We start from the raw sequence: 23,138 nt of genomic DNA on the forward strand, positions 1-23,138 counted from the left end.
GGAAAGTCACCGGAAAACCTGCGGGGGCCGAAAGTAGGCTGGAGGCATGACCACGACGGGGGAAGACGTCACCGCGGCACAGAAGGGGCCGTGGTGGTGGGCACGGTGGCGCAGTGCGGTACTGGACGCGGGACTGGCGTCGGCGTCCGCGGTGGAGTGCGCGTTCGAAGGGGTGCGGTTCGCGGAGGACGCGGGGATCCCGTCGGCCGCGGGGATCGTGTTCGGGGTGCTGGCGGGGTCGGTGCTGGTGGTCCGGCGCAAGTGGCCCATCGCCGTCGTCCTCGTGTCGATCGCCATCACACCGGCCCAGATGGGCTACCTGATGGGCATCGTCGGCCTGTACACGCTCGCCGCGTCCGAGCTGCCGCGCCGGATCATCGGCTCACTGGCGGGGATGTCCCTCGTCGGGATGCTGATCGTGATGTTCGTCCGGGTGCGGCAGGACATGGCGCACGGCGAGCTGGACCTGGGGGACTGGTTCGTACCCTTCGCGTCGATCACGACCGCGATCGGGATGACCGCGCCGCCCCTGCTGCTCGGGCTGTACGTGGGGGCCCGGCGCCGGCTCATGGAGAGCCTGCGGGAGCGCGCCGACGACCTCGAACGCGAACTGCAGTTGCTCGCCGAGCGCGCCGAGGAGCGCGCGGAGTGGGCGCGCAACGAGGAACGCACCCGTATCGCCCGTGAGATGCACGACGTCGTCGCGCACCGGGTGAGCCTGATGGTCGTGCACGCCGCCGCCCTGCAGGCCGTGGCCCGCAAGGACCCCGAGAAGGCCGTACGGAACGCGGCCCTGGTCGGGGACATGGGACGGCAGGCGCTCACCGAGCTGCGGGAGATGCTCGGAGTGCTGCGCAGCGGGGACGGGTTCGGGCGCCCGGAGCGGTCGGCGGTCCCGCTCGTCGCGGTCGGGGTGGCGGCCGCCGCCGCGGCCTCGCGGGTCGTGGAGGAGAGCGACGGGCCCTGTCTGGACGATCTGGAGGCGCTGATCGGGCAGTCGGCCGCGGCGGGCATGGCCGTGGACCTGTCCGTGGAGGGCGACGTGCGCTCGTACGGCGCGCAGATCGAGCAGACGGCGTTCCGGGTGGTGCAGGAGGCGTTGACGAACGTCCACAAGCACGCGGCGGGTGCCAAGACGCACGTACGGCTGGCGCACCGGGTGTCCGAGATCGCGATGCAGGTGGAGAACGAACCGCCGCCGGAGCTGTCGTCCCTCGCCTCGGCCCGGCTGCCCTCGGGGGGCAACGGCCTGGTGGGGATGAAGGAGCGGGTCTCCGCGCTGGGCGGGGTGTTCGTGTCGGGGCCGACGGAGGCGGGGGGCTTCCGGGTGTCGGCGGTGATTCCGGCGGCGTGACCGGCCGGGCCGGCGTGGCCGGTGGGGGGACCTTGGCCGGCCGCGGGGTCAGCCCGCGATGAGGCGGGCCGGTTCGACGCCGGCGACGAGGCCGGCCAGGGCCTGGTCGATGTCGGGGCCGAGATACCAGTCGCCGGTGTGGTCCAGGGCGTAGACGCGGCCTTCGGTGTCGATGGCGAGCAGCGCCTGGGTGTCGGACTCGGCGCCGAGCGGGCAGACCTCGGTGTCGAGGGCGCGGCCGAGGTCGGCGAGGGTGCGGGCCATATGGAGGCCGTGCAGTGGGTCGAAGTGGAGGCGGGCGGGGGCGACCTGGCGGCCGGGGCCGGTGGGGGTCAGGTGCAGTCCGCCGAACTCGGCCCATGCCTCTACGGCGGCAGGGAACACGGCGTGCCGGTGTCCGGCGGGCGAGGTGTGTTCGCGCAGGGTGTCGGCCCAGATCTCGGCCTGCTTTATGTCCCAGCGTCCGGGCTGCCAGCCGGCGGCGCGCAGGGCGGCGTCGACGGGGACGGGGAAACGGGTGGTGCCGGTGCGGTCGGGGTGCATCTGCCCTTCGCGTTCGTCGAGGTCATGGAGGGGCGCCGGGGTGTGCGTCGGGGCGCCGTGGTGCGGGTGCTGCGGTGTTGCGGTTCGGGTGGGTGTTGCGGGTCGTGCGGGTGGGGGGTTGGTTGTCAGCCGCCGTTCGCCGTCGGGTCCACGATGCGGACCCCGAAGTGGGCACTGAGGGCGGTGCAGGCGCGGCAGGGGGCGGCGAAGCTGCCGTGCAGCGGGTCACCGTCCTCGCGGATGCGGCGGGCGGTGAGTTTGGCCTGCTTGAGGGCGCGGCGGGCCTCGCCGTTGGTCATCGGCTTGCGCGCGGCGCGCTTGCTGCGGGCGGCGTCGGCGGCGGCGATGTGCCGGGATATGAGCATGGCCTCGGCGCAGCGGCCGGTGAAACGGTCGCGCCGGTCGCTGCCGAGCGTGTCGAGGAAGTCCTGGACGAGCGGGTGCAGCGGGGGCGGCTGGTCGCCGCGGGCGGCGGTGGAGGTGAGCGTGGCGCCGCGCACGGACAGAGCGGCGGCGACGGTGGGCAGTATGCCGTCGCGACGGTGGCGGAGGGTGGGCGCGTGGGGGCTCTCGGCGCTGCTCCAGTTGATGCGGGGATCGCCGTCGAGGCCCGTGTGCGGGCCGCCGTTCGTGCCGGCCGTCATGCCCGTGCGCGGTCCTGTGTGCGGTCCCGTCTGCGTGGTGTTCATGATCGTCAACCCCTCCCTTGCATCCCCCCGGAGGTCACAGACTGCCAAATGGCGTGGCTGGTGCGGAAGCTGGGGCGGTGCGACACGCCCGGGTTCTGGTGGGCCGTCACGATGGGGTGACGGCTGGTCACGGAAGCGGAGGGGGCCAGGCCGGTGCCCGGTGACCGGTGTCGTCGTACCGCATAGGCTGTCGGCACCGCGATCCAAGTGGTCGCCGCGATGCGCGCGGTTGACGCGTGGAGACGGACGAGACAGTCGATACGGCACGTGGCGGCCCTGCAGTGCGCAAGGGCCGCCGCGGGTCGTACCAGAGCGCCGCAGGGGGCTTTCGCCATGACGACAGGTCGGCTCGGGCAACAAGCCGCGCCGCCGAACGCGGCCTATGCCGGGCAGGTCGTGCACTTTCCGGACCCGGTCCGGGCCGCGCGTCATCCCAGAGGGGTGCGGGTGGACGAGCACGGCTACCCCGACTTCTCCCCCTACGCGCGTGCCGCCGCGGAGATCGCCGAGCCGCCCGAGGGCTTCGGGGTAGACGAACTGCGGCTGACGGACTACGTGTCGGCGAACGCGGCGCTCGCGGCGACCGGGCACGAACTGTGGGACACGGTGCCCGCGGTGGCGACGCCGCACGGCTGGACCTGGCACCACGTGGTGGGTTCGCGGCGGCTGGAGCTGATCCCCGTCGAGGTGAAGGCGCTGCTGCGGCATCACGGCGGGATCGCGACGACTCGGGTCGACCAGAACAAGCGCGGGACGCGGCCCTTGCAGGAGACGCGTCCGGCGCACTTCGGGCTGCCCAAGTCGTCGTTGGCGGTGACAGAGTCGCAGGTGCAGGGGGTCGAGGAGGACCTCGGCTACCGGCTGCCCGGCGCCTACCGGTCCTTCCTGAAGGCGGCGGGCGGTTCGGCGCCGGTGGGGGCCGCGCTCGACGCGGAGCTGGGACTCCTGGTCGACCAGCCGTTCTTCACGGTCCGCGACGAGGCGGCGGTCAACGACCTCGTGTACGTCAACAAGTGCCTGCGGGACCATCTGACGAAGGACTATCTCGGCGTCGGTTTCGTCCAGGGCGGCCTGCTGGCCGTGAAGGTGAAGGGCGAGGCGATCGGATCGGTCTGGTTCTGCGCCTACGACGACGCGCGCGACGTCGACCCCGCGATGCGGCCGGCCGAGCGCGTGGAGCGCCTTCTGCTGTCCTGCGGCGCGGACTTCGACGTGTTCCTGTCCCGACTGGCCGGCAATCCGCCGGAGTTGGAGACGGTGGCGAACCTGATGGTGGACGGCGGGTTCGCCCGTTCCGTTCCCGTGTCTTCTTCCGTGTCGGGGGAGTGAGCTTCAGCGATGGTGACGTTCGCGCAGGCGCAGGAGCGCGCGGAGGAGTGGATCAACGGGGATGTGCCGTCGTACCAGCATCGTGAGGTGCGGGTGCGGGAGTTCGACCTCGGGTTCGTGGTGTGGGCGGAGGACCGTGCGGAGGGCCCGCGTTCGGACGGGGGCGCGCAGCGGCTGGTGATCGCCCGGGACAGCGGGGAGGCCACGCTGTGGCCCTCGTTGCCGGTGGGTGAGGTGATCCGCCGTTACGAGGAGGAGTACGGGCGGGAGGACGCGGCGGCGGGAGCGGGCGGTGCGGCCGCGGCGTCCCGGGTCGACCTGAACCAGACGTCGTTCCTGCTGTCGCCGCCGGAGTGGTTGCAGGACGCGGCGGACAGGTTGGGGCCCGGTGGGGCGGAGGCCGACGCCGGTGGCGGGGGCGCTGCTGGTGCGGGGGCCCGGCCGTGGACCGGGACCGACACCAACGGGGGTGAGGACCTCTCCGTCGCCTTGCCGGAGACGGTGTTCTCGCCTCCGCTGGTGAGGGACGGGGCGGTGTCGTCGGCCTCGGAGGTGGCGGAGATCTCGGAGGTGCAGGATGCGTCGGAGGTGCGGGACGCGTCCGACGTGCGGGACGCTGCCGCGGTTCAGGATGCGTCCGAGGTGCAGGACGCGTCGGATGTCTCTGATGTGACGGATGTCGAGGACATCGCGGATGTCGCGGACGTCGTGGACTCCAGGACGGCTCGGATCTCGGGGCCGCGGGGTGCCGCGGCGGGGCCGGGGGTGCCTGGGGACACGCCGCCGAGCGGGCTGCCGTCGGGGGGTGCGGCGTACGGGTATCCGCAGGGGGCCGGTGCGCCGGGTGCGACTGCGCCGGGTGCCGTGCCGCTGCCCGCGACCATGCCGGGGACCGTGCCGGGGGCGTCCTCGTACGGGTATCCGCAGGGGCCCGGGAGCGGGCCGGGTGCGCCGCCACCGCCGGGGGCTCCTGGTGGGACCGGCGGTTCCGCGCCGGTGTCCGCGCCGACGCCGAGTGCCGGGGACATCGCCGATGTCGCCACCAGCAAGCTGGCGCCGCCCTCGCGGGGGTCGCAGGGCGGGAGTCCGGTTCCGCCGCCTCCGCCGCCCGGGCCCGCGGGGAGCGGATACGTGCCGACCCAGTTCGTGTCGGCGCCGGGTGCTGAGGGGACGGCGGGGGCGGGGGTGCAGCCGGGTTCCGGCGGCGCTCCGACCCCGCCTCCGCCCTCGGCACCGCCTGCCGCGCCGCCGGGGGCCGCTGGTGCGTCCGGTGCGTCCGGTGCCCCGCAGTTCCCGGGTGTTCCGCAGCCGCCTGGCGTTCCGGGTGCGGCCCAGTTCCCGAGCCCGCCGGGTGCGGGGGGTGCTCCCCAGCCGTCCGGTGCGCCGAACGCTCCCCAGCCGCCGAATCCTCCGGGGGTGCCCGGTGCTCCGCAGCCTCCCGGCGTTCCGGGGGCCGTGAGTGGTGCCGTGCATCACGCGGAGACCGTGCTGTCCCGGCCCTCGGCGGGCGGACCCGGCATGCCTCCACCGCCGCAGGCTCCGGGCGTTCCCGGTGGGGCCGGCCCCACCGGTACCCCTGGTGGTCCGGCATCTCCTGGTGGCCCCGGCGGTCCCGGTGGCCTTGGTGCCCCTGGTGCCCCGAGTCCTGCGGGTACCCCCGGCGTTCCCGGACCTCCGCACGCCCCGGGCGCCCCCGGCATGGCCGCAGCCGCTCCAGCCGGTCCCCAGCCGATGCCGCTCGGCGCGATGCCGCCCCCGCCTCCGGGTGCCGTACCGTCCCCGGGGCCGATGCCTGCGCCTGGCGCGATGCCGGCGCCGGGGCAGCCGACATCCGGTCAGTCGATGCAGGGGCACCCCGCCCCCGGTCAGTCGATGCCGGGGCACCCGGCCCCAGGACACCCCACCCCCACCCCGCCCCCCGCCTACGGCTACCCCCAGCAGTCGCAGCCCACCGTCGGTCCCGGCTACCAGGCGGTGCTCAGGTATCGCGCGCAGGACGGGTCGGAGCAGCAGTTGATCCGGCGGTCGGCGCCGGGGACGCCGCACCCGGAGTGGCAGATCTTCCACGAGCTGCGCGGCATGAACGTGCCCCCGGACCAAGTGCTGGAGCTCCACACCGAGTTGGAGTCCTGCGAGCTGCCGGGCGCGTACTGCGCGCGGATGATCCGGGAGCAGTGGCCGCAGGCGCGGATCGCGAGCATCGCCCCGTACGGCACGGATCACGCGAGCCGGCAGCAGGGCATGCAGCAACTGCTGGCGCATCAGGGCGAGTTGCACCAGGTGGCCGACGGTCCCGCCCGTCCGGCGCCGGTGCGCGCGCCGTTGCCCCCCGTGCAGGCCGCGCCGCCGATCCCGCCGGAGGGGGTGGCGCAGGAACTGGCGGGGGCCTTCGGGCCGGGGATCTTCCGGTTCGAGCAGGCCGCGGTGGACCGCCAGGGCGTGCCGCCGGTCGTGGCGCACTCGCTGGTCGTGGCGGGGCTGCCGTTGGACATGGGCCCCTTCTTCTGGGCGCAGGCCCAGCCGGGGCGGCCGGTGCCGACGCTGGCCGAGCTGGCGGCCGAGCGGGGGGTGCAGCCGGCCTCCGACGCGGGCTCGTACCTCGTCATGGGCAGCGACTTCGGCAAGGCGATCTGTGTGCAGTACGGCACCGCGAACATCGTCGCCGTACCCGTGGAGGCCGGGCCGGGCGGTGCGCCCGTACCGCCGCAGTTCGTGAACACGGGTCTGCCCGAGTTCCAGCGCTGCCTGGGACTGCTCGGCCGGATGTGGCGGCTGCGCTTCGGCCTGAACCAGGAGCAGGCGGGCCGATGGACCGTCGACTTCCAGGCGCAGCTCGCCTCGCTCGACCCGGCGGCCCTGAGCTCGCCGGAGAGCTGGTGGTCGGTGCTGCTGGAGCAGATGTGGGACGGGCTGCTGTGACGCCCCGCCGACGCTGATCCACGCGCGCGTGGAGGGCCGGACCCGGTGGTGAGACCGGGTCCGGCCCTCCTTTTTTCGGCCCGCCCCCGCGGCTCGTGTGCGGAGTGTCGCGTTATGAACATTTCCGTCCGATACATCAAGATGTGCGCGAAATCATCATTTCGCGTTCGTTTGTGTCGTCGCGGAGAGGGGTTCCAGGATGAGCAGCGCACCGGTGTCGTCCCCGGGGTTCGTGGCCGTACGGGGGCGCGGCTACCGCCCCGACCAGGTCGACGCGTACGCCGGCGCCCTGTCCCGGGACCGGGACGCCGCCTGGGAACGGGCCGCCCGGCTCACCGTGCTCGCCCGGGAGATGGAGGCCGAGGCGGTACGGATGCAGGAGGTCGTGGCGGGACTGGTCCCGCAGGCGTACGAGGCCCTGGGCGAGGGGGCGCAACGGCTCTTCGAGGTGGGGCGGGAAGAGGCCGCCGCCGTCGTGGAGCGGGCGCGACAGGAGGCGCAGGGTCTCGCGGACGAAGCGCAGGCGCACGCCGACGGCGTACAGGCTGCCGCACAGGCGCACGCCGACGCCGTACGCGCCGAGGCGGAGGAACGCGCCCGTCAGCGGCTGCTCGCCGCGCGCACCGAGGCCGACGAGATCCGTGTCGCCGCCCGGCGCGAGGTGAAGCAGGGGCGCGGGAAGGCGCTCGCCGCGTTGCGCGAAGTCCGTCAGCGCACCAGCGCGATGCTCGCCGAGCAGGCCAAGGAGCACGCGGAGCGGTGGGCCGAGGTGGAGCGGGCCCAGGAGGAGCGTGCGGCCGAGGCGGACGCGCGGGCCGCCGAACGGGTGGCGCGGGCGAAGGCGGCGCTGTCCAAGGCGCGGCGCGAGTTCGCGGAGGCGAAGGCCACGACGGTGCGGTGCGAGCAGGAGGCACGCGCGCGTGCGGCGGAGATCCTCGCGGAGGCGCGGGCCGAGGAGGAGCGGATCGCCCGGGAGACCGAACGGGTGCTGGGCGAGCACGGCGAGCGCTGGGACGAGGTCCAGGCCCAGATGAGTCTCGTACGCAGCAGTCTGACGGCGCTCACCGGGCAGGGGGCGGCGGAGTGAGCGGGACGCGGCCGGCTGCGGTCGTCACTGCTCCTTGAGCACCGGGAAGCGCCGGGGCGCCAGCACCAGCAGCACTCCGAACGCCAGGGCGGCCGCGCAGCCCGCGCCCACGTACACCGCGTGCACCGCGTCCGCGATGGCCGCGCGGGTCGTCTCCGGGGCCGTGCCGGCGTCCAACGCGCGCGTGACGGAGTCGAGGTCGCTCGCGCCGCCCAGCCGGCCGGCCAGGACGCCGTTGGCGATCGCGCCGAAGACGGCCGCGCCGATCGTCTGGCCGGTCTGGCGGCAGAAGAGGACGGAGGCCGTCGCCGTGCCGCGTTCCGCCCAGCCGACCGTCGACTGGACCCCGACGAGCAGGGGGAGCTGGAACAGGCCCAGCGCGGCGCCCAGGAGCAGCATCAGCAGCGTGGGCTGCCAGGCGGCCCCCGGATAGGGCAGGAACGGGAAGGCGAACAGGATCACGGCCGCCGTTCCGATGCCGAGCATCGCCGTGCTGCGGAAGCCGATGCGCCGGTACACGTGCTGGCTCAGCGCCGCCGACACCGGCCAGCTCAACGTCCACACCGACAGCACGAATCCGGCGGCGACCGGGGCGAGACCGAGCACCGACTGGGCGTACGTCGGCAGGAAGACCGTAGGGGCCACCATGAGCAGGCCCAGGGCGCCGAGGGCCAGGTTGACCGCGGCGATCGTGCGGCGCCGCCACACCCAGCCGGGGATGATCGGCTCGGCCGCCCGGCGTTCGATCAGGACCACGGCGCCCACCAGGGCGAGCCCGGTGCCGAACAGGCCCAGTGACGGCCCCGACAGCCACGGCCACGCCACCCCGCCCTGCACCAGCGCGGTCAGCAGCACGCCGCCGCACGCGAACACCGCGAGCGCGCCCGCCCAGTCGACACGCGCGCGCGTGGCCGTCGGGACGCGCACGGAGCGCTGCGGCTCATGCAGGTACCGGACGACCAGCCACAGCGCCAGCGCGCCGATCGGCAGGTTGACCAGGAAGATCCACCGCCAGTCCGCGTACGCCGCGAGCACCCCGCCGATCCCCGGGCCCGCGACCGCCGCCACCGCCCACACCGTGGACAGCTTGGCCTGGATCTTCGGGCGCTCCTTGAGTGGATACAGGTCGGCGGCGAGCGTCTGGACCGTGCCCTGCAGGGCCCCGCCGCCGAGGCCCTGCACGATCCGGAACGCGATCAGCGCGCCCATGTTCCAGGCCACCGCGCACAGCAGCGAGCCGAGCAGGAACACCACCGAGCCCGCGATCAGCACCGGCTTGCGCCCGAAGGTGTCGGACAGCTTGCCGTAGACCGGCAGCGTCACCGTCACGGCCAGCAGATAGCCGGAGAACAGCCAGGAGAAGACCGAGAAGCCGCCCAGGTCGCCGACGATCTGCGGGACCGCCGTGGAGACGATGGTGGAGTCCAGGGCCGCGAGCGCCATCGCCAGCATCAGGGCCGCCACGACCGCCCCGCGCCGGTCCGTCGAGACCGGCCGCGCGGACTCCCGTACCGACGGCTTCGTGTCGTCCACGCGGATTCCTTTCCCCCTGCACTCATCTGCCGGCGACCACTCTCCCACTTGCCCCTCACGTGGCGGCAGGGTGCAGTCTCACCGGGGCGGAGGGTGGAGCCGACCCCTAGATCGCCTCCACCTGTCGGTGGAGTGCCCCTAGGGGTACCTCCGTACTACGGCTGGGGGAGGGTTCGTACCGCCGGAGGACGAGAAGGTCCCGGGGCCGTCCTTAACCTGGCTTTACGCCGCTGGGGAGCGGTGGGGGAGGGGCGGCCGGATCGACGGGGGTGGGGTTTTCCCCCGTAGAAGACGGTGCTGAGCACCAGCGCGCCGGACCGACCCGCCGCACCAGACTGAACGCCGTACCGAACAGGCACCAGCTACTTACCGCACGCCGGGCGGTCCCGGCGGCTCACTGACTTATCGATATAGGAGACATACCGTGACATCGGCTGTAACCATCACCAGGCACGGGGGCACTGGAGGGCGTACGGCCGTTGCCGCGCGGGCGCGGCAGGTCGTCAAGGCGTACGGGTCCGGCGAGACCCGTGTCGTCGCCCTCGACCATGTCGACGTGGACATCGCTCGCGGACAGTTCACCGCGATCATGGGCCCCTCCGGGTCCGGCAAGTCCACCCTCATGCACTGCCTCGCCGGTCTCGACACCGTGACGAGCGGTCAGATCTTCCTGGACGACACCGAGATCACCGGCCTGAAGGACAAGAAGCTCACCCAACTGCGGCGGGACCGCGTCGGGTTCATCTTCCAGGCCTTCAACCTGCTTCCGACGCTCAACGCGCTCGAGAACATCACACTGCCCATGGACATCGCCGGGCGCAAGCCGGACAAGCAGTGGCTCGCGCGCGTGGTGGACACCGTTGGACTTTCCGACCGACTCCGGCACCGGCCCACCCAGCTCTCCGGCGGCCAGCAGCAGCGTGTCGCCGTGGCCCGCGCCCTGGCCGCGCGCCCCGAGATCATCTTCGGTGACGAGCCGACCGGAAACCTCGACTCGCGCGCGGGTGCCGAGGTGCTGGGCTTCCTGCGCAAGTCGGTCGACGAGCTCGGCCAGACCATCGTGATGGTCACGCACGACCCGGTGGCCGCCTCCTACGCGGACCGCGTGCTGTACCTCGCCGACGGCCGGATCGTCGACGAGATGTACAAGCCGACCGCGGAGGCCGTCCTGGACCGCATGAAGGACTTCGACGCCCGGGGGCGCACGTCATGACCGTCATGAAGACCTCCATGCGCAACTTCTTCGCGCACAAGGGACGCATGGCCCTGTCGGCCGTGGCGGTCCTGCTGTCGGTCGCCTTCGTCTGCGGGACGCTGGTGTTCACCGACACGATGAACACCACCTTCGACAAGCTCTTCGCGGCCACCTCCTCGGACGTGACGGTGAGCGCCAAGGGCGCCTCCGACAGCGGCGAGACGACCTCCGACAACGGCAAGCCGCCGGTCATGCCGGCCTCCGTGCTCACCAAGGTGCGCGAGGCGCAGGGCGTGAAGACGGCGGAGGGGACCGTCTTCTCGACCTCGGTGACCGTCGTGGACGCCGACAAGGACAGCCTCTCGCCGTCCGGCGGCGGCCCGACCATCGTCGGGAGCTGGAACGGCAACGACGCCCGCACCATGAGGATCACCTCCGGTGCGGCTCCGAAGAACGCCGACCAGGTCATGGTCGACAAGGACACCGTCGACAAGCACCACCTGAAGCTCGGTGACGAGATCGGCGTCATCAGCGCGGTCGGCACGCACACCGCGAAGATCTCCGGTGTCGCCGAGTTCCAGGTCACCAACCCCGGTGCCGCGATCTTCTACCTGGACACCAAGACCGCCCAGCAGACGCTCGTCGGCGAACCGAACGTCTTCACGAACGTCAACGTCACGGCCGCGGCCGGGGTCACCGACGCGCAGCTCAAGAAGAACGTCGCCGCCGAGCTCGGCGGCACCTACAAGGTGCAGACGGCCAAGGAGACCGCCGACGCCAACCAGAAGGACGTCGAGAGCTTCATGAACGTCATGAAGTACGCGATGCTCGGCTTCGCCGGGATCGCCTTCCTCGTCGGCATCTTCCTGATCATCAACACCTTCTCGATGCTCGTCGCGCAGCGGACGAGGGAGATCGGGCTGATGCGGGCCGTCGGCTCCTCCCGCGGGCAGGTCAACCGGTCCGTGCTGGTCGAGGCGCTGCTCCTGGGCGTGTTCGGGTCGGTGCTGGGGGTCGGCGCGGGCGTCGGGCTCGCGATCGGGCTGATGAAACTCATGGGCTCCATGGGGATGAACCTGTCGACCAGCGATCTGACGGTCGCCTGGACGACCCCGGTGGTCGGCCTGCTCCTCGGCGTGGTCGTCACCGTCCTCGCCGCCTGGCTGCCGGCCCGCCGCGCGGGCAAGGTCTCGCCCATGGCAGCCCTGCGGGACGCGGGCGCCCCGGCCGACGCCAAGGCGGGCCGCGTCAGGGCCCTGGTGGGCACGGTCCTGACCGCCGGAGGCGGCTACGCGCTCTTCCTGGCCGCCGCGGCCGACAAGGCCAAGGAGGGCTCCGCGTGGCTCGGCCTCGGCGTGGTGCTCTCCCTGATCGGCTTCGTCGTCATCGGACCGCTGCTGGCCGGCGGTGTGGTGCGCGTCCTGGGCGCGCTCGTCCTCAGGATGTTCGGTTCGGTCGGCCGCCTGGCCGAGCGCAACGCCCTGCGCAACCCGCGCCGTACCGGTGCCACGGGCGCGGCCCTGATGATCGGCCTCGCGCTGGTCGCCTGTCTGTCGGTGGTCGGCTCCTCCATGGTCGCCTCGGCCACCGAAGAGCTCGACAAGACGGTCGGTACGGACTTCATCATCCAGTCCGACAGCGGACAGTTGGTCACCCCGGCCGCGGTGAAGGCCGTGAAGGACACGCCGGGCCTGGCGCACGTCACCGAGTACAAGATCACCGAGGCCGACTACACGACCCCCGACGGCAAGACGCTCAAGGACACCGACATCACGGCGGCCGACCCGACGTACGCGACCGACCTGCAGACCAAGACGGTGGCGGGCGACCTCGCCGACGCCTACAAGCCCGACTCGATGTCCGTGCACGAGAAGTTCGCCAAGGCGCACGGCGTCCACCTGGGCTCGAAGATCAAGGTCGCCTTCAAGGACGGTGCGACCGCCGAGCTGACGGTCCGGGCGATCACCAGCAGTGACGTCGTCATCGACGCTGGCTCCAAGTACATCTCCACCGCCACTCTCGCCAAGTACGTGCCGGCCGACAAGATGCCGCTCGACCAGTTGGTCTTCGCCAACGCCAGGGACGGGCAGCAGGACGCCGCGTACAAGTCCCTGAAGTCGGCGCTGCACGACTACCCGCAGTACACCGTGCGCGACCAGACCGACTACAAGGAAGCGTTCAAGGACCAGATCGGTCAGCTCCTGAACATGATCTACGGCCTGCTGGCCCTCGCGATCATCGTCGCGATCCTGGGTGTCGTGAACACCCTGGCGCTCTCGGTGGTCGAGCGGACCCGGGAGATCGGCCTCATGCGGGCGATCGGCCTCTCGCGGCGCCAGCTCCGCCGGATGATCCGCCTGGAGTCGGTGGTGATCGCGCTCTTCGGCGCACTGCTCGGGCTGGGCCTGGGCATGGGCTGGGGCGCCACCGCCCAGAAGCTCCTCGCCCTGGAGGGCCTGAAGGTCCTGGAGATCCCCTGGCCGACGATCATCGCGGTCTTCATCGGCTCGGCCTTCGTGGGCCTGTTCGCCGCGCTGATCCCGGCGTTCCGGGCGGGCCGGATGAACGTCCTGAACGCGATCGCGACCGAGTAGCCCTTCCGGGGACTGCCCTCCTGGGGGCGGGGGCGGGCCCGGCACCGAGAAGCCACGGGGGGCTTCTCGGCGCCGGGCCTTTCTCAGTTTGGCCTGGCCGGCTGTCGGGTTGGCGGGCGGCTCTGGCGTGGGGGCGGGTGTGGGTGGGGGCGGTTGGCTTCGCGGTGGGGGCGGCTGTGGGTTGGGGTTCGTGGCCGTCCGCATGGGGCGGGCTGGCGAGCGTCGTCCCGGTCGCCGTCGGCAAGAGGCGGCTTACCCGTGCGCGGCCCTCCACAGACGGCCGGCCAGGGGTGCGTCGCTGTCCACAGGGCACTCGGGGTGCGGTGGGGTTGTCCACAGGCTCCGGCGGTCGGGCTGACGCCGTCGTAGGCTGGAGACCCCCCGGCCCTTCGTTGTGTCGGGCCCTTCGCGTTGCCCACCCCCCAGAAATCCCCCGGACGAAAGCCGCCCCGAATGAGCCTGCACGGTCTGCTCGACGCCGTCGTCAAGGACCCCGCCCTCGCGGAAGCGATCACGGCGGCCCAGGACGGCAACCGCATGCACGTCGACCTGGTCGGCCCCCCGGCGGCCCGCCCCTTCGCGATCGCCGCACTCGCGCGTGAGGCCGGCCGTCCGGTGCTCGCGGTGACGGCCACGGGCCGCGAGGCCGAGGACCTGGCCGCTGCCCTGCGCTCCCTGCTCCCCTCCGAGGGGATCGTGGAGTACCCGTCCTGGGAGACCCTCCCGCACGAGCGCCTCAGCCCCCGCTCCGACACCGTCGGCCGCCGGCTGGCCGTCCTGCGGCGCCTGGCCCACCCCCGCCCCGACGACCCCGAGACCGGCCCCGTCTCCGTGGTCGTGGCGCCCGTCCGGTCCGTGCTCCAGCCGCAGGTCAAGGGCCTCGGCGACCTGGAACCGGTGGCCCTGCGCACCGGTCAGACCGCCGACCTGAACCAGATCGTGGAGGCCCTCGCCGCCGCCGCGTACGCGCGCGTGGAGCTCGTCGAGAAGCGCGGCGAGTTCGCCGTACGAGGAGGCATCCTCGACGTCTTCCCGCCCACCGAGGAACACCCCCTGCGCGTCGAGTTCTGGGGTGACGACGTCGAGGAGATCCGCTACTTCAAGGTCGCCGACCAGCGCTCCCTGGAGGTCGCCGAACACGGCCTGTGGGCCCCGCCCTGCCGCGAACTGCTCCTGACGGACGACGTCCGCGCACGCGCGCGTGCCCTCGCCGAAGAGCACCCGGAGCTCGGTGAACTGCTCGGCCGGATCGCCGAGGGGATCGCCGTGGAGGGCATGGAGTCCCTGGCGCCCGTCCTCGTCGACGACATGGAGCTCCTGATCGACGTCCTCCCCAAGGGCGCCATGGCCGTCGTGTGCGACCCGGAGCGGGTCCGTACGCGCGCGTCCGACCTCGTGGCGACATCGCAGGAGTTCCTCCAGGCGTCCTGGGCGGCCACCGCGGGCGGCGGCGAGGCGCCCATCGACGTGGGCGCGGCCTCCCTGTGGTCCATCGCCGACGTCCGCGACCGCGCGCGTGAGCTGGACATGATGTGGTGGTCGGTGTCGCCGTTCGCCGCGGACCTCGAACTGGAGGCGGACACCCTCAAACTCGGCATGCACGCGCCCGAGACCTACCGCGGCGACACCGCCAAGGCGCTCGCCGACACCAAGGGCTGGCTCGCCGACGGCTGGCGCGCCGTCTTCGTGACCGAGGCGCACGGCCCCGCGGCCCGTACCGTCGAGGTGCTCGGCGGCGAGGGCATCGCGGCCCGCCTCGACGCGGAACTGACCTCCCTGAGCCCGTCCGTCGTCCACGTGGCGTGCGGCTCCATCGAGTACGGCTTCGTCGACCCGGCGCTCAGACTCGCCGTCCTGACCGAGACCGACCTGACCGGGCAGAAGGCGGCCGGCAAGGACGGCGCCCGGATGCCCGCGCGGCGGCGCAAGACGATCGACCCGCTCACTCTGGAGGCGGGCGACTACATCGTCCACGAGCAGCACGGTGTGGGCCGCTACATCGAGATGGTCCAGCGGACCGTGCAGGGCGCCACGCGCGAGTACCTCGTCGTCGAGTACGCCCCCGCCAAGCGCGGCCAGCCCGGCGACCGGCTCTACATCCCCACCGACCAGCTCGAACAGATCACCAAGTACGTCGGCGGCGAGGCGCCCACGCTGCACCGGCTCGGCGGCGCCGACTGGACCAAGACCAAGGCGCGCGCGAAGAAGGCCGTCAAGGAGATCGCCGCCGACCTGATCAAGCTGTACAGCGCGCGGATGGCGGCCCCCGGGCACACCTTCGGCCCGGACACCCCCTGGCAGCGCGAGCTGGAGGACGCCTTCCCGTACGCGGAGACGCCCGACCAGCTCACCACCATCGCCGAGGTCAAGGAGGACATGGAGAAGTCGGTCCCCATGGACCGCCTGATCTGCGGCGACGTCGGCTACGGCAAGACGGAGATCGCGGTCCGCGCCGCCTTCAAGGCCGTCCAGGACGGCAAGCAGGTGGCCGTCCTCGTCCCGACGACCCTGCTGGTGCAGCAGCACTTCGGGACGTTCAGCGAGCGGTACTCCCAGTTCCCCGTCGTCGTGAAGGCGCTCAGCCGCTTCCAGACCGACACCGAGGCGAAGGCCGTCCTGGAGGGGCTGCGCGAGGGCTCGGTGGACGTCGTCATCGGCACCCACCGGCTGTTCTCCTCGGAGACCAAGTTCAAGGACCTCGGCCTGGTCATCGTCGACGAGGAGCAGCGCTTCGGCGTCGAGCACAAGGAGCAGCTCAAGAAGCTCCGCGCCAACGTCGACGTGCTGACCATGTCCGCCACCCCGATCCCCCGCACCCTGGAGATGGCGGTCACCGGCATCCGCGAGATGTCGACGATCACCACGCCCCCCGAGGAGCGCCACCCGGTGCTCACCTTCGTCGGGCCGTACGAGGAGAGGCAGATCGGCGCGGCCATCCGCCGGGAACTGCTGCGCGAGGGCCAGGTCTTCTACATCCACAACCGTGTCGAGTCGATCGACCGGGCGGCTTCCCGCCTGCGCGAGATCGTCCCCGAGGCACGGATCGCGACCGCGCACGGCCAGATGTCGGAGCAGGCCCTGGAGCAGGTCGTCGTCGACTTCTGGGAGAAGAAGTTCGACGTGCTGGTGTCGACCACGATCGTCGAGTCGGGCATCGACATCTCCAACGCCAACACCCTGATCGTGGAGCGCGGCGACAACTTCGGCCTGTCCCAGCTCCACCAGCTCCGCGGCCGGGTGGGCCGCGGCCGCGAGCGGGGCTACGCCTACTTCCTGTACCCGCCGGAGAAGCCGCTGACGGAGACGGCGCACGAACGCCTCGCGACGATCGCCCAGCACACCGAGATGGGCGCGGGCATGTACGTCGCGATGAAGGACCTGGAGATCCGCGGCGCGGGCAACCTCCTCGGCGGCGAGCAGTCCGGGCACATCGCGGGCGTCGGCTTCGACCTGTACGTCCGCATGGTCGGCGAGGCCGTCGCGGACTACCGGGCCTCCCTGGAGGGCGGTGTGGAGGAGGAGCCGCCGCTGGAGGTCAAGATCGAGCTCCCGGTCGACGCGCACGTCCCGCACGACTACGCGCCGGGCGAGCGGCTGCGCCTGCAGGCCTACCGCGCGATCGCCTCGGTGAACACCGAGGAGGACATCAAGGCCGTACGCGAGGAACTCGTCGACCGCTACGGCAAGTTGCCCGAGCCGGTGGAGAACCTGCTGCTGGTGGCGGGTCTGCGCATGCTGGCCCGCGCGTGCGGCGTCGGCGAGATCGTCCTCCAGGGCACCAACATCCGTTTCGCGCCCGTGGAGTTGCGGGAGTCGCAGGAGCTGCGGCTCAAGCGCCTCTACCCGGGCACCGTCATCAAGCCGGCCGCACACCAGGTGCTGGTGCCGCGGCCGAAGACGGCGAAGGTGGGGGGAAAGCCGTTGGTCGGGCGGGAGTTGCTCGGGTGGGTGGGGGAGTTCCTCACGTCGATTCTGGGGTCTTGACGGGGTGGGGGTCGTGACGGGGTGGGGGTCGTGACGGGGTGGGGGTCTTGATGGGGTGAGGCCGGGGGAAGGCTTCGTCGGGCGAGCGTGACGCGTGTGAGGCGGGGCGTCGGGCGGGAGTGCCTCGGGCGGGGGAGGCGGTGCCTCGTGCGGCGGTGCCTCCTCGGAGGGCGTGCCCGCGGGGGTGCTGTGGGCTGCACGGTGCCCTCGGACCGATGATCGTCCTGGCTCCGGGAGGCCTCGCTCGCTTCGGGTGAGCCTCCCGCCCAGGCGGCCGTGTCCTCAGTGCGTGTGGAACAGCGTCATCGCCAGCGTCCGGAACACCTCCTCGGGGTCCTTGTCGCCGACCGGGCCGTCCAGGTTGTGGCTGAGGAGCAGCGTGGCGAAGCCGTGGGCGAGGGACCAGGCGGCGACTCCCGCGAGCCGGCTGTCGATGCCGAAGGCGTCGGCGCGCACGGTCGAGACCGCGGAGCGCAGGGCCTCGGTGGCCAGGGCACGGGCCGTGGTGAGTTCGAGGTCGTCGGCGCGCAGCAGTTGGGGCGCGAACATCACCTGGAAATGGGCCGGGTGCTCGCGCGCGAAGCGCACGTAGCGCACACCCGCGTCCTTGAGGTCCGACGCGTCGTTGAGGGCGGTCGCGAGCAGCGCGAAGCCCTCGGCGGCGATCGCCGTGAGCAGTCCGGTGCGGTCACGGAAGTGGTGGGCCGGTGCGGCGTGCGAGACGCCGGCACGCCGGGCCAGGTCGCGCAGGCTCAGCCCGGCGGGGCCGTCGGCGGCGATGACGTCGAGGGCTGCCGTGAGGATCGCGCGGCGCAGATCGCCGTGGTGGTAGGGGCGGTTCGGCTGGTCGGTCTCCGCTGGTGCCATGGTCAGAGCGTACCCCGATCTAGGCATTGACAAGTTCGAGGCGGCCAGGCAATCTAGTCAGTGTCAAGTTGCTGGGCGGGTTCAAAGACCGCGCTGATGACGGGGGAATGGCATGTCAAAGCATGACGGCAGGACCGAGGCGGGGGTCGAGGTCGGCGGGGCGGGTGACGCCGTGGAGCTGACCCGGGTGCGCCAGCTCTGGCACCTGCTGGAGCCGCTGCACGCGGTGCTCTACTACGCGCCGGAGGTGTTCGAGGAGGCGGCGGCGCTCGGGTACGACACGAAGGAGCGCTGGCCGAGCTACTTCCCGCTGCGAGCAGCCCCGTTGGGGCCGGTGGGTGCCGAGCGGGTGGCGTCCGCCTTCTACAGCTTCAGCCCCCGCATGGTCGCCGAGCACCTCGACTCCGCGTGGGCGACCGCCGGGCCGGGCGCGGTGCTGGCGGCGAGACTGCGGGGCATCGATCGGGCCTACCGCGCGATCCTCGGCGACCGCGTCGACAGTCCGGATCTGGCGGAGGCCGCCGCTCTCGCCCGGCGCGCGGCAGAGTCGGTGGACACGGCGGGCCGTCCGCTCGCCGCGGCCAACGCCGAGCTGCCGTGGCCCGATGCTCCTCACCTCCAGTTGTGGCAGGCGGCGACGATCCTGCGAGAGCACCGCGGCGACGGCCACATAGCGGCCCTGCTCGTGGCCGGCCTCGACCCGGTCGAGTCGCTCGTCTCCTTCGCCGCGATCGGTGCCGCGTCCGTGGAGCGCTTCGAGAGCCGAGGCTGGAGTGCGGAGGAGTGGCGCTCCGCGCACGAGCGTCTGACGGCCCGTGGGCTGGTCGACGCACAGGGCAGGGCCACGGACGCCGGCCGCGACCTGCGTCACCGCGTGGAACACCAGACGGACCAACTGGCCGCGGCACCCTGGCAGTTGCTCGGCGCTGCCGAAGTGAACCGACTCGCGGACCTGCTCGGCGACTTCTGGGTCGCGGTGCTCTCCTCGGGGCTGCTCCCGTCGGAGACGACCCTGGGTATCGGCAAGGTCTGACCGTGGCGGTCAGGGCGAGTGCTCGGACGACTCCCCTGAGCGGACTTCGCGGAGCTCGGACTTCGCGCACCTCGAACCCCGCGGAGCGCCCGCACCTCGCGGACCAACTGGACGCGTTGCGCGCGGCTCTTCGAGCGGCTCTCCGCGCAGCGCTCGACGCGACGCGAAGCCGCCCGCGCGAGACGGATCTGCGCGGACGGCGGCTCGTTCGGGGTGTGAGGGGGGAGCCCGGCCGGGTTGTGCCCGGCGGGTCCGGTGTCCTCCGTGGGGTCTTGGGTCCTACGGCTGCTCGGGCCTGTCACGATCCATGCCGAGCGACCCTTCGACCTTCTGCTGCGCGTCGTCGACCTGGCCCTCGTACTTGTTGCCCGTCCTGTCGTTGACCTTCCGTTCCGCCACGTCGGACATGTCCTTGCCCTTGTCCTGCATCTGGCGGTTGCTCTTGAACCTGTCGAAGATGCCCATCCAGAGCTCCTTCCAGAGGTGACTCAGCACTGACGATACGGTCGATATGTCCGCCATGCCCACTCGAAAGCATCGTGGTCTGGACCTCCTGAATGCCGCGGTGCGCCCGCTCGCTACGGTGTGCGCGACGTCGTACGAGGGAAGGCGCTCCTTGCGGGGGCGGACCGGGTTGCTAGGGGAGGGGCGCACGTGATGCGTCTGAGGGGCGGGGCCGCGGCTGCCGTCGTGTTGGTGTTCGCCGTGGCCGGGTGCAAGGCGGAGACGACCACCGGGGCCGGCGGTCCCGAGGAGACCGGGGGCGCGGGCGGTTCGGGTGCCGCACTCAGCGCCGCCGAGTCGCTCACCGTGAAGGGGCGGGCGCCCAAGACGGGTTACGAGCGGGACCGGTTCGGCACCGCGTGGGCGGACACTGACTCGAACGACTGCGACACCCGCGACGACATACTCCAACGCGACCTGGAGGAGGTGAAGTTCAGCAGCGGGCACTGCAAGGTGTCGTACGGCGTGCTGGAGTCGGACCCGTACTCCGGCAAGGAGGTGACCTACCGGCGAGGTCGCAGCCAGGTCGACATCGACCATGTGGTCGCGCTCTCCGACGCCTGGCAGAAGGGGGCCAAGTACTGGGACGCCGGCAAGCGGATTGCGCTCGCCAACGACCCGCTCAACCTGCTGGCGGTCGACGCGAGCACCAACCGCTCCAAGGGGGACGGGGACACCGCGACCTGGCTGCCGCCGAACAAGGCGTACCGGTGCACGTATGTGGCCGCTCAGGTCGCCGTGAAGAAGAAGTACGGCCTGTGGGTCACGGCCGCCGAGAAGTCCGCGATGGAGAAGGTCCTCACGGGCTGCCCCGGCCAGAAGCTCCCGGCCGGCGGCAATCCGACGGCGGCGCCGCCACGCTTCCACGCGGACTGAGGGTCGTGCCGCCCGTGCCGAGGCCTCGTGGACTGCGTCGGGCGGCCGGGAAATGCGCTTTTCCGGCGGGCCGGCCCGCGCCTACGGTGCTCGCATGGAGTGGAAGACATCGAGTCTCGCCGAGCGTCCCGAGATGCGGGAGCGCGTCCTCGGCATGGCCAGTAGCTGGCCGGAGTTCGTGACCGAGGACCTGGTGGGCAACGCCCACTACGGACGGATCTCCGCCGAGTTCCCCGAGTACGTGCTGTTCGCCGAGGACGAGCGGGGTGACGTCGTCGCGCACGCCCACAGCGTGCCCTTCGCTCTCCACGCCGAGGACCGCGGTGAACTGCCCGCCCGGGGCTGGGACGAGGTGCTGGTGTGGGCCTTCAGCGACCTGCGGCGCGGGGTACGGCCCGACACGGTCAGCGCGATCTCGGTCGTCGTCGATCCGCGTGTCCAGGGCCGCGGACTGTCCGCCCTGATGCTCTCGGCGATGCGGGACAGCGCCCGCGCCCACGGCTTCGGGGAGGTCGTCGCCCCCGTCCGCCCCAGCGCCAAGCACCTGGAACCGCACACCCCGATCGAGGAGTACGTCCGTCGCGTACGCCCCGACGGTCTGCCCCACGATCCCTGGCTGCGCGTCCACGCGCGGGCCGGTGCCGAGGTGCACGCCGTGGCGCCGGCGTCCATGACGGTGTCCGCCTCGCTGGAGCAGTGGCGCCACTGGACCGGACTGCCCTTCGACACCCCGGGCGACATCGAGGTGCCCGGGGCGCTCGTGCCGGTGCGGTGCGAGCCGGAGCGCGGGTACGCGGTGTACGTCGAGCCCAATGTGTGGATGCGGCACGCCCTTTGAGCGTGCCGCATCCCCGCATCCCCCGTTTGGTGTGGCGCGTGATGCGCGCCGGGTCCGGGTGGGCGGTGGCGCCTGGGGCGGGTCAGCCGCCCAGGGCGTCCAGGTCCAGGATGTCGCCGGCGGGCTTCTGTGTCGGGACCGGTGCGTCGAAGTCGCTGAAGGTCACGGAGCCCTGGTCCGCTCCGGCCGTGCTGTCGACCCGCAGCAGGTACGGCTTGCCCTCGGTGGCGACGTACAGCGTGTAGCGGTCCTTGCCGTCCTTCTCGTGCAGGGTGATCGCCGGCGTCCCGTCGACGGTGGCCGACTTGCCGCGGCTCGCGTCGGAGTTGGTGTCGGCGGCCCCTTCCAGGACAGCGCCCAGGTCGCAGAAGCCCTCGAACTCCTTGGCGTCCGCGCCCGTCGCCTTCGACTTGGTCCACTTGCCGGCCAGCATGGCCACGGCCGCGTCGGTGTCCGACTTCGGCTCGCCCTCGCTCTGCTCGCGCAGGAACGCCTCGTCGAACTTCATGTAGACGACGTCACCGGTCTTGATCAGGTCGGCCTTGCCCTTGCCGCCCATGCCGATGGTGCCGGCGCACTCGCCCTTCTTGTTCAGCAGGACGTCGAGGCTGATGGTGGAGCCGCTCTCGTCGTCGGGGATGTCGCCCTTCATCCGCAGCGAGGAGGCGCCGGTCGTGGCCTTGGTGGCCCGGTCGGCTATCTCGCCCCCGGTCAGCCCGGCGAAGGGCTCCTTCTGCGCGGTCGACTTGGCGGCGCTGGAGGCGTTCGTGCTGCTGTCCGCCTTGTCCTGGTCCGACTGGCAGCCGGTGAGTCCTGCGGTGGCCGCGGCGGCGATGCAGAGAGCGGCAAGTGCGGTACGACGCATGGTGATTCCTTGATGGAGATGCGGTGAGGTGATGAGGTGCGGGGCGCGCCGTGCGTGGGGCGCCGCGGTGGTGAGCGAGGGGAGCCGAAGGAGGAGGGGCCGGTTCAGCCGGTCTTCTTCCAGTCCTTGCAGCCGGTCGTCTTGAAGTAGGCGTCCGAGGCGCCGACCTTGACCACGGCCGTGCCGTTGACGTTGTCGTTGGCGAGGACCGAGTCGATGCCGTGCTCGGCGTCCTTGGTGCGCTCCCAGTAGCAGGAGTCGTCGGTGTTGCCGGTGGACTTGTAGGTGCCCGGGGCGATGTCGACGCCGACTCTGAACATCCCGCCGTCGCCGGCCATCCGGGAGGCGGGGGAGCCCTTCGCCTTGTCGGCGACGGCCTCCCAGTCGTTGCAGTCGCTCGACTTGAAGAGCTTGTCGCCGGCCTTGACGGTGACGTAACTGGTGCCGGTGACATTGTCGTTGGCGAGCAGGGAGTCCATCTCGCCCGAGGCGTCCTTGGCCCGCTCCCAGTAGCACATGCCGTCGCTGTTGCCGGTGGTGCGGTACGTGCCGGGCTTGACGTCCGAACCGACCTCGAAGTCGCCGTCCCCCGAGAACGCGACCTTCTTCTCGGCGGCCGCGGCCTTGTCGGTGCCCGTCCCGCCCTTGTCGCCCTTCCCGCTCCCGGACTCGCGCTGTGCGGACGCCGAGGAGTCCTTGCCGGTGCCCCCGGAGGTGCCGCCGTCCCCGTTGTCCCCGGTGTTCGCCGAGACGACTCCGATGACGACGACTCCGACGACGGCGCCCAGCGCGATCTTGCCCTTCATGCCCATGGCTGTGTTCCCCCTCCGACGTGACGACCACCGCCATTCGGCGGCCGCTCGTTCGCTGGGTCAATAACAGCAGAGCTTGTGAACCGAGTCAACACGGTTCACAAGAATGGATGAGT

Annotated in this window: 17 protein-coding genes; 10 read left to right on the forward strand and 7 right to left on the reverse strand. The window is 72.0% G+C overall.

All coding sequences use genetic code 11. The features are described 5' to 3' along the window. Positions 1 to 46: 46 nt before the first annotated feature. On the forward strand, positions 47 to 1,354 hold the full coding sequence (locus ACZ66S_RS31365; protein WP_469904926.1) for a sensor histidine kinase: 1,308 nt from the start codon (positions 47 to 49) through the stop codon (positions 1,352 to 1,354). Between the two features lie 48 nt (positions 1,355 to 1,402). On the opposite strand, the gene ACZ66S_RS31370 is transcribed toward ACZ66S_RS31365, so the two are convergent. Beyond that, positions 1,403 to 1,897: an SUKH-3 domain-containing protein gene (locus ACZ66S_RS31370; RefSeq protein WP_469904927.1), complete on the reverse strand. Its 495-nt coding sequence runs from the start codon at positions 1,895 to 1,897 to the stop codon at positions 1,403 to 1,405. Between the two features lie 125 nt (positions 1,898 to 2,022). Further along, positions 2,023 to 2,586: a YwqJ-related putative deaminase gene (locus ACZ66S_RS31375; RefSeq protein WP_469904928.1), complete on the reverse strand. Its 564-nt coding sequence runs from the start codon at positions 2,584 to 2,586 to the stop codon at positions 2,023 to 2,025. Between the two features lie 333 nt (positions 2,587 to 2,919). Between ACZ66S_RS31375 and ACZ66S_RS31380 the strand changes: the two genes are divergently transcribed. The 3 genes from ACZ66S_RS31380 (at position 2,920) to ACZ66S_RS31390 (ending at position 7,921) form a co-directional block, all read left to right on the forward strand. Continuing rightward, complete coding sequence (locus ACZ66S_RS31380; protein WP_469904929.1) at positions 2,920 to 3,915, forward strand: SMI1/KNR4 family protein; 996 nt, start codon at positions 2,920 to 2,922, stop codon at positions 3,913 to 3,915. A gap of 9 nt (positions 3,916 to 3,924) precedes the next feature. Next, the gene (locus tag ACZ66S_RS31385; protein WP_469904930.1) at positions 3,925 to 6,834 is read left to right on the forward strand and encodes an SUKH-4 family immunity protein; all 2,910 of its coding nucleotides are present in this window, start codon (positions 3,925 to 3,927) and stop codon (positions 6,832 to 6,834) included. A 199-nt stretch (positions 6,835 to 7,033) separates the two neighbouring features. Beyond that, a complete protein-coding gene (locus tag ACZ66S_RS31390; RefSeq protein ID WP_469904931.1) occupies positions 7,034 to 7,921 on the forward strand; it encodes a cellulose-binding protein in 888 nt (295 codons plus the stop codon). 24 nt (positions 7,922 to 7,945) lie between these two features. Here the strand turns inward: ACZ66S_RS31390 and ACZ66S_RS31395 are convergent, their stop codons facing one another. After that, positions 7,946 to 9,454 carry an MFS transporter gene (locus tag ACZ66S_RS31395; RefSeq protein WP_469904932.1) on the reverse strand — a complete coding sequence of 503 codons (1,509 nt, stop codon included), beginning with the start codon at positions 9,452 to 9,454 and terminating at the stop codon, positions 7,946 to 7,948. A 424-nt stretch (positions 9,455 to 9,878) separates the two neighbouring features. Here ACZ66S_RS31395 and ACZ66S_RS31400 point away from each other — a divergent pair, with 424 nt between their 5' ends. The 3 genes from ACZ66S_RS31400 to mfd all read left to right on the forward strand — a co-directional run bounded on the left by ACZ66S_RS31400 (position 9,879) and on the right by mfd (position 17,227). Then, a complete protein-coding gene (locus tag ACZ66S_RS31400) occupies positions 9,879 to 10,667 on the forward strand; it encodes an ABC transporter ATP-binding protein (protein WP_469904933.1) in 789 nt (262 codons plus the stop codon). Further along, a complete protein-coding gene (locus tag ACZ66S_RS31405; protein WP_469904934.1) occupies positions 10,664 to 13,243 on the forward strand; it encodes an ABC transporter permease in 2,580 nt (859 codons plus the stop codon). The genes ACZ66S_RS31400 and ACZ66S_RS31405 overlap by 4 nt, the downstream gene beginning before the upstream one ends. Before the next feature lie 453 nt (positions 13,244 to 13,696). Next, entirely contained in the window at positions 13,697 to 17,227 is a 3,531-nt protein-coding gene (mfd, locus tag ACZ66S_RS31410) for a transcription-repair coupling factor (RefSeq protein WP_469904935.1), read from the forward strand. 282 nt (positions 17,228 to 17,509) lie between these two features. Here mfd and ACZ66S_RS31415 read toward each other — a convergent pair whose 3' ends face one another. Next, positions 17,510 to 18,094: a TetR/AcrR family transcriptional regulator gene (locus ACZ66S_RS31415; protein WP_469904936.1), complete on the reverse strand. Its 585-nt coding sequence runs from the start codon at positions 18,092 to 18,094 to the stop codon at positions 17,510 to 17,512. A 112-nt stretch (positions 18,095 to 18,206) separates the two neighbouring features. Between ACZ66S_RS31415 and ACZ66S_RS31420 the strand changes: the two genes are divergently transcribed. After that, entirely contained in the window at positions 18,207 to 19,127 is a 921-nt protein-coding gene (locus ACZ66S_RS31420) for an SCO6745 family protein (protein WP_469904937.1), read from the forward strand. Between the two features lie 279 nt (positions 19,128 to 19,406). Here ACZ66S_RS31420 and ACZ66S_RS31425 read toward each other — a convergent pair whose 3' ends face one another. Further along, on the reverse strand, positions 19,407 to 19,592 hold the full coding sequence (locus tag ACZ66S_RS31425) for an antitoxin (protein WP_469904938.1): 186 nt from the start codon (positions 19,590 to 19,592) through the stop codon (positions 19,407 to 19,409). Positions 19,593 to 19,784: 192 nt separating this feature from the next. Between ACZ66S_RS31425 and ACZ66S_RS31430 the strand changes: the two genes are divergently transcribed. Continuing rightward, entirely contained in the window at positions 19,785 to 20,507 is a 723-nt protein-coding gene (locus tag ACZ66S_RS31430; RefSeq protein ID WP_469905029.1) for an HNH endonuclease family protein, read from the forward strand. A 94-nt stretch (positions 20,508 to 20,601) separates the two neighbouring features. Then, entirely contained in the window at positions 20,602 to 21,345 is a 744-nt protein-coding gene (locus ACZ66S_RS31435) for a GNAT family N-acetyltransferase (protein WP_469904939.1), read from the forward strand. A gap of 82 nt (positions 21,346 to 21,427) precedes the next feature. Here the strand turns inward: ACZ66S_RS31435 and ACZ66S_RS31440 are convergent, their stop codons facing one another. Then, the gene (locus ACZ66S_RS31440) at positions 21,428 to 22,210 is read right to left on the reverse strand and encodes a hypothetical protein (protein ID WP_469904940.1); all 783 of its coding nucleotides are present in this window, start codon (positions 22,208 to 22,210) and stop codon (positions 21,428 to 21,430) included. A 104-nt stretch (positions 22,211 to 22,314) separates the two neighbouring features. After that, a complete protein-coding gene (locus tag ACZ66S_RS31445) occupies positions 22,315 to 23,022 on the reverse strand; it encodes a hypothetical protein (RefSeq protein ID WP_469904941.1) in 708 nt (235 codons plus the stop codon). Positions 23,023 to 23,138: the final 116 nt, after the last annotated feature.

The sequence above is a fragment of the Streptomyces sp. NPDC107471 genome, assembly GCF_055582845.1.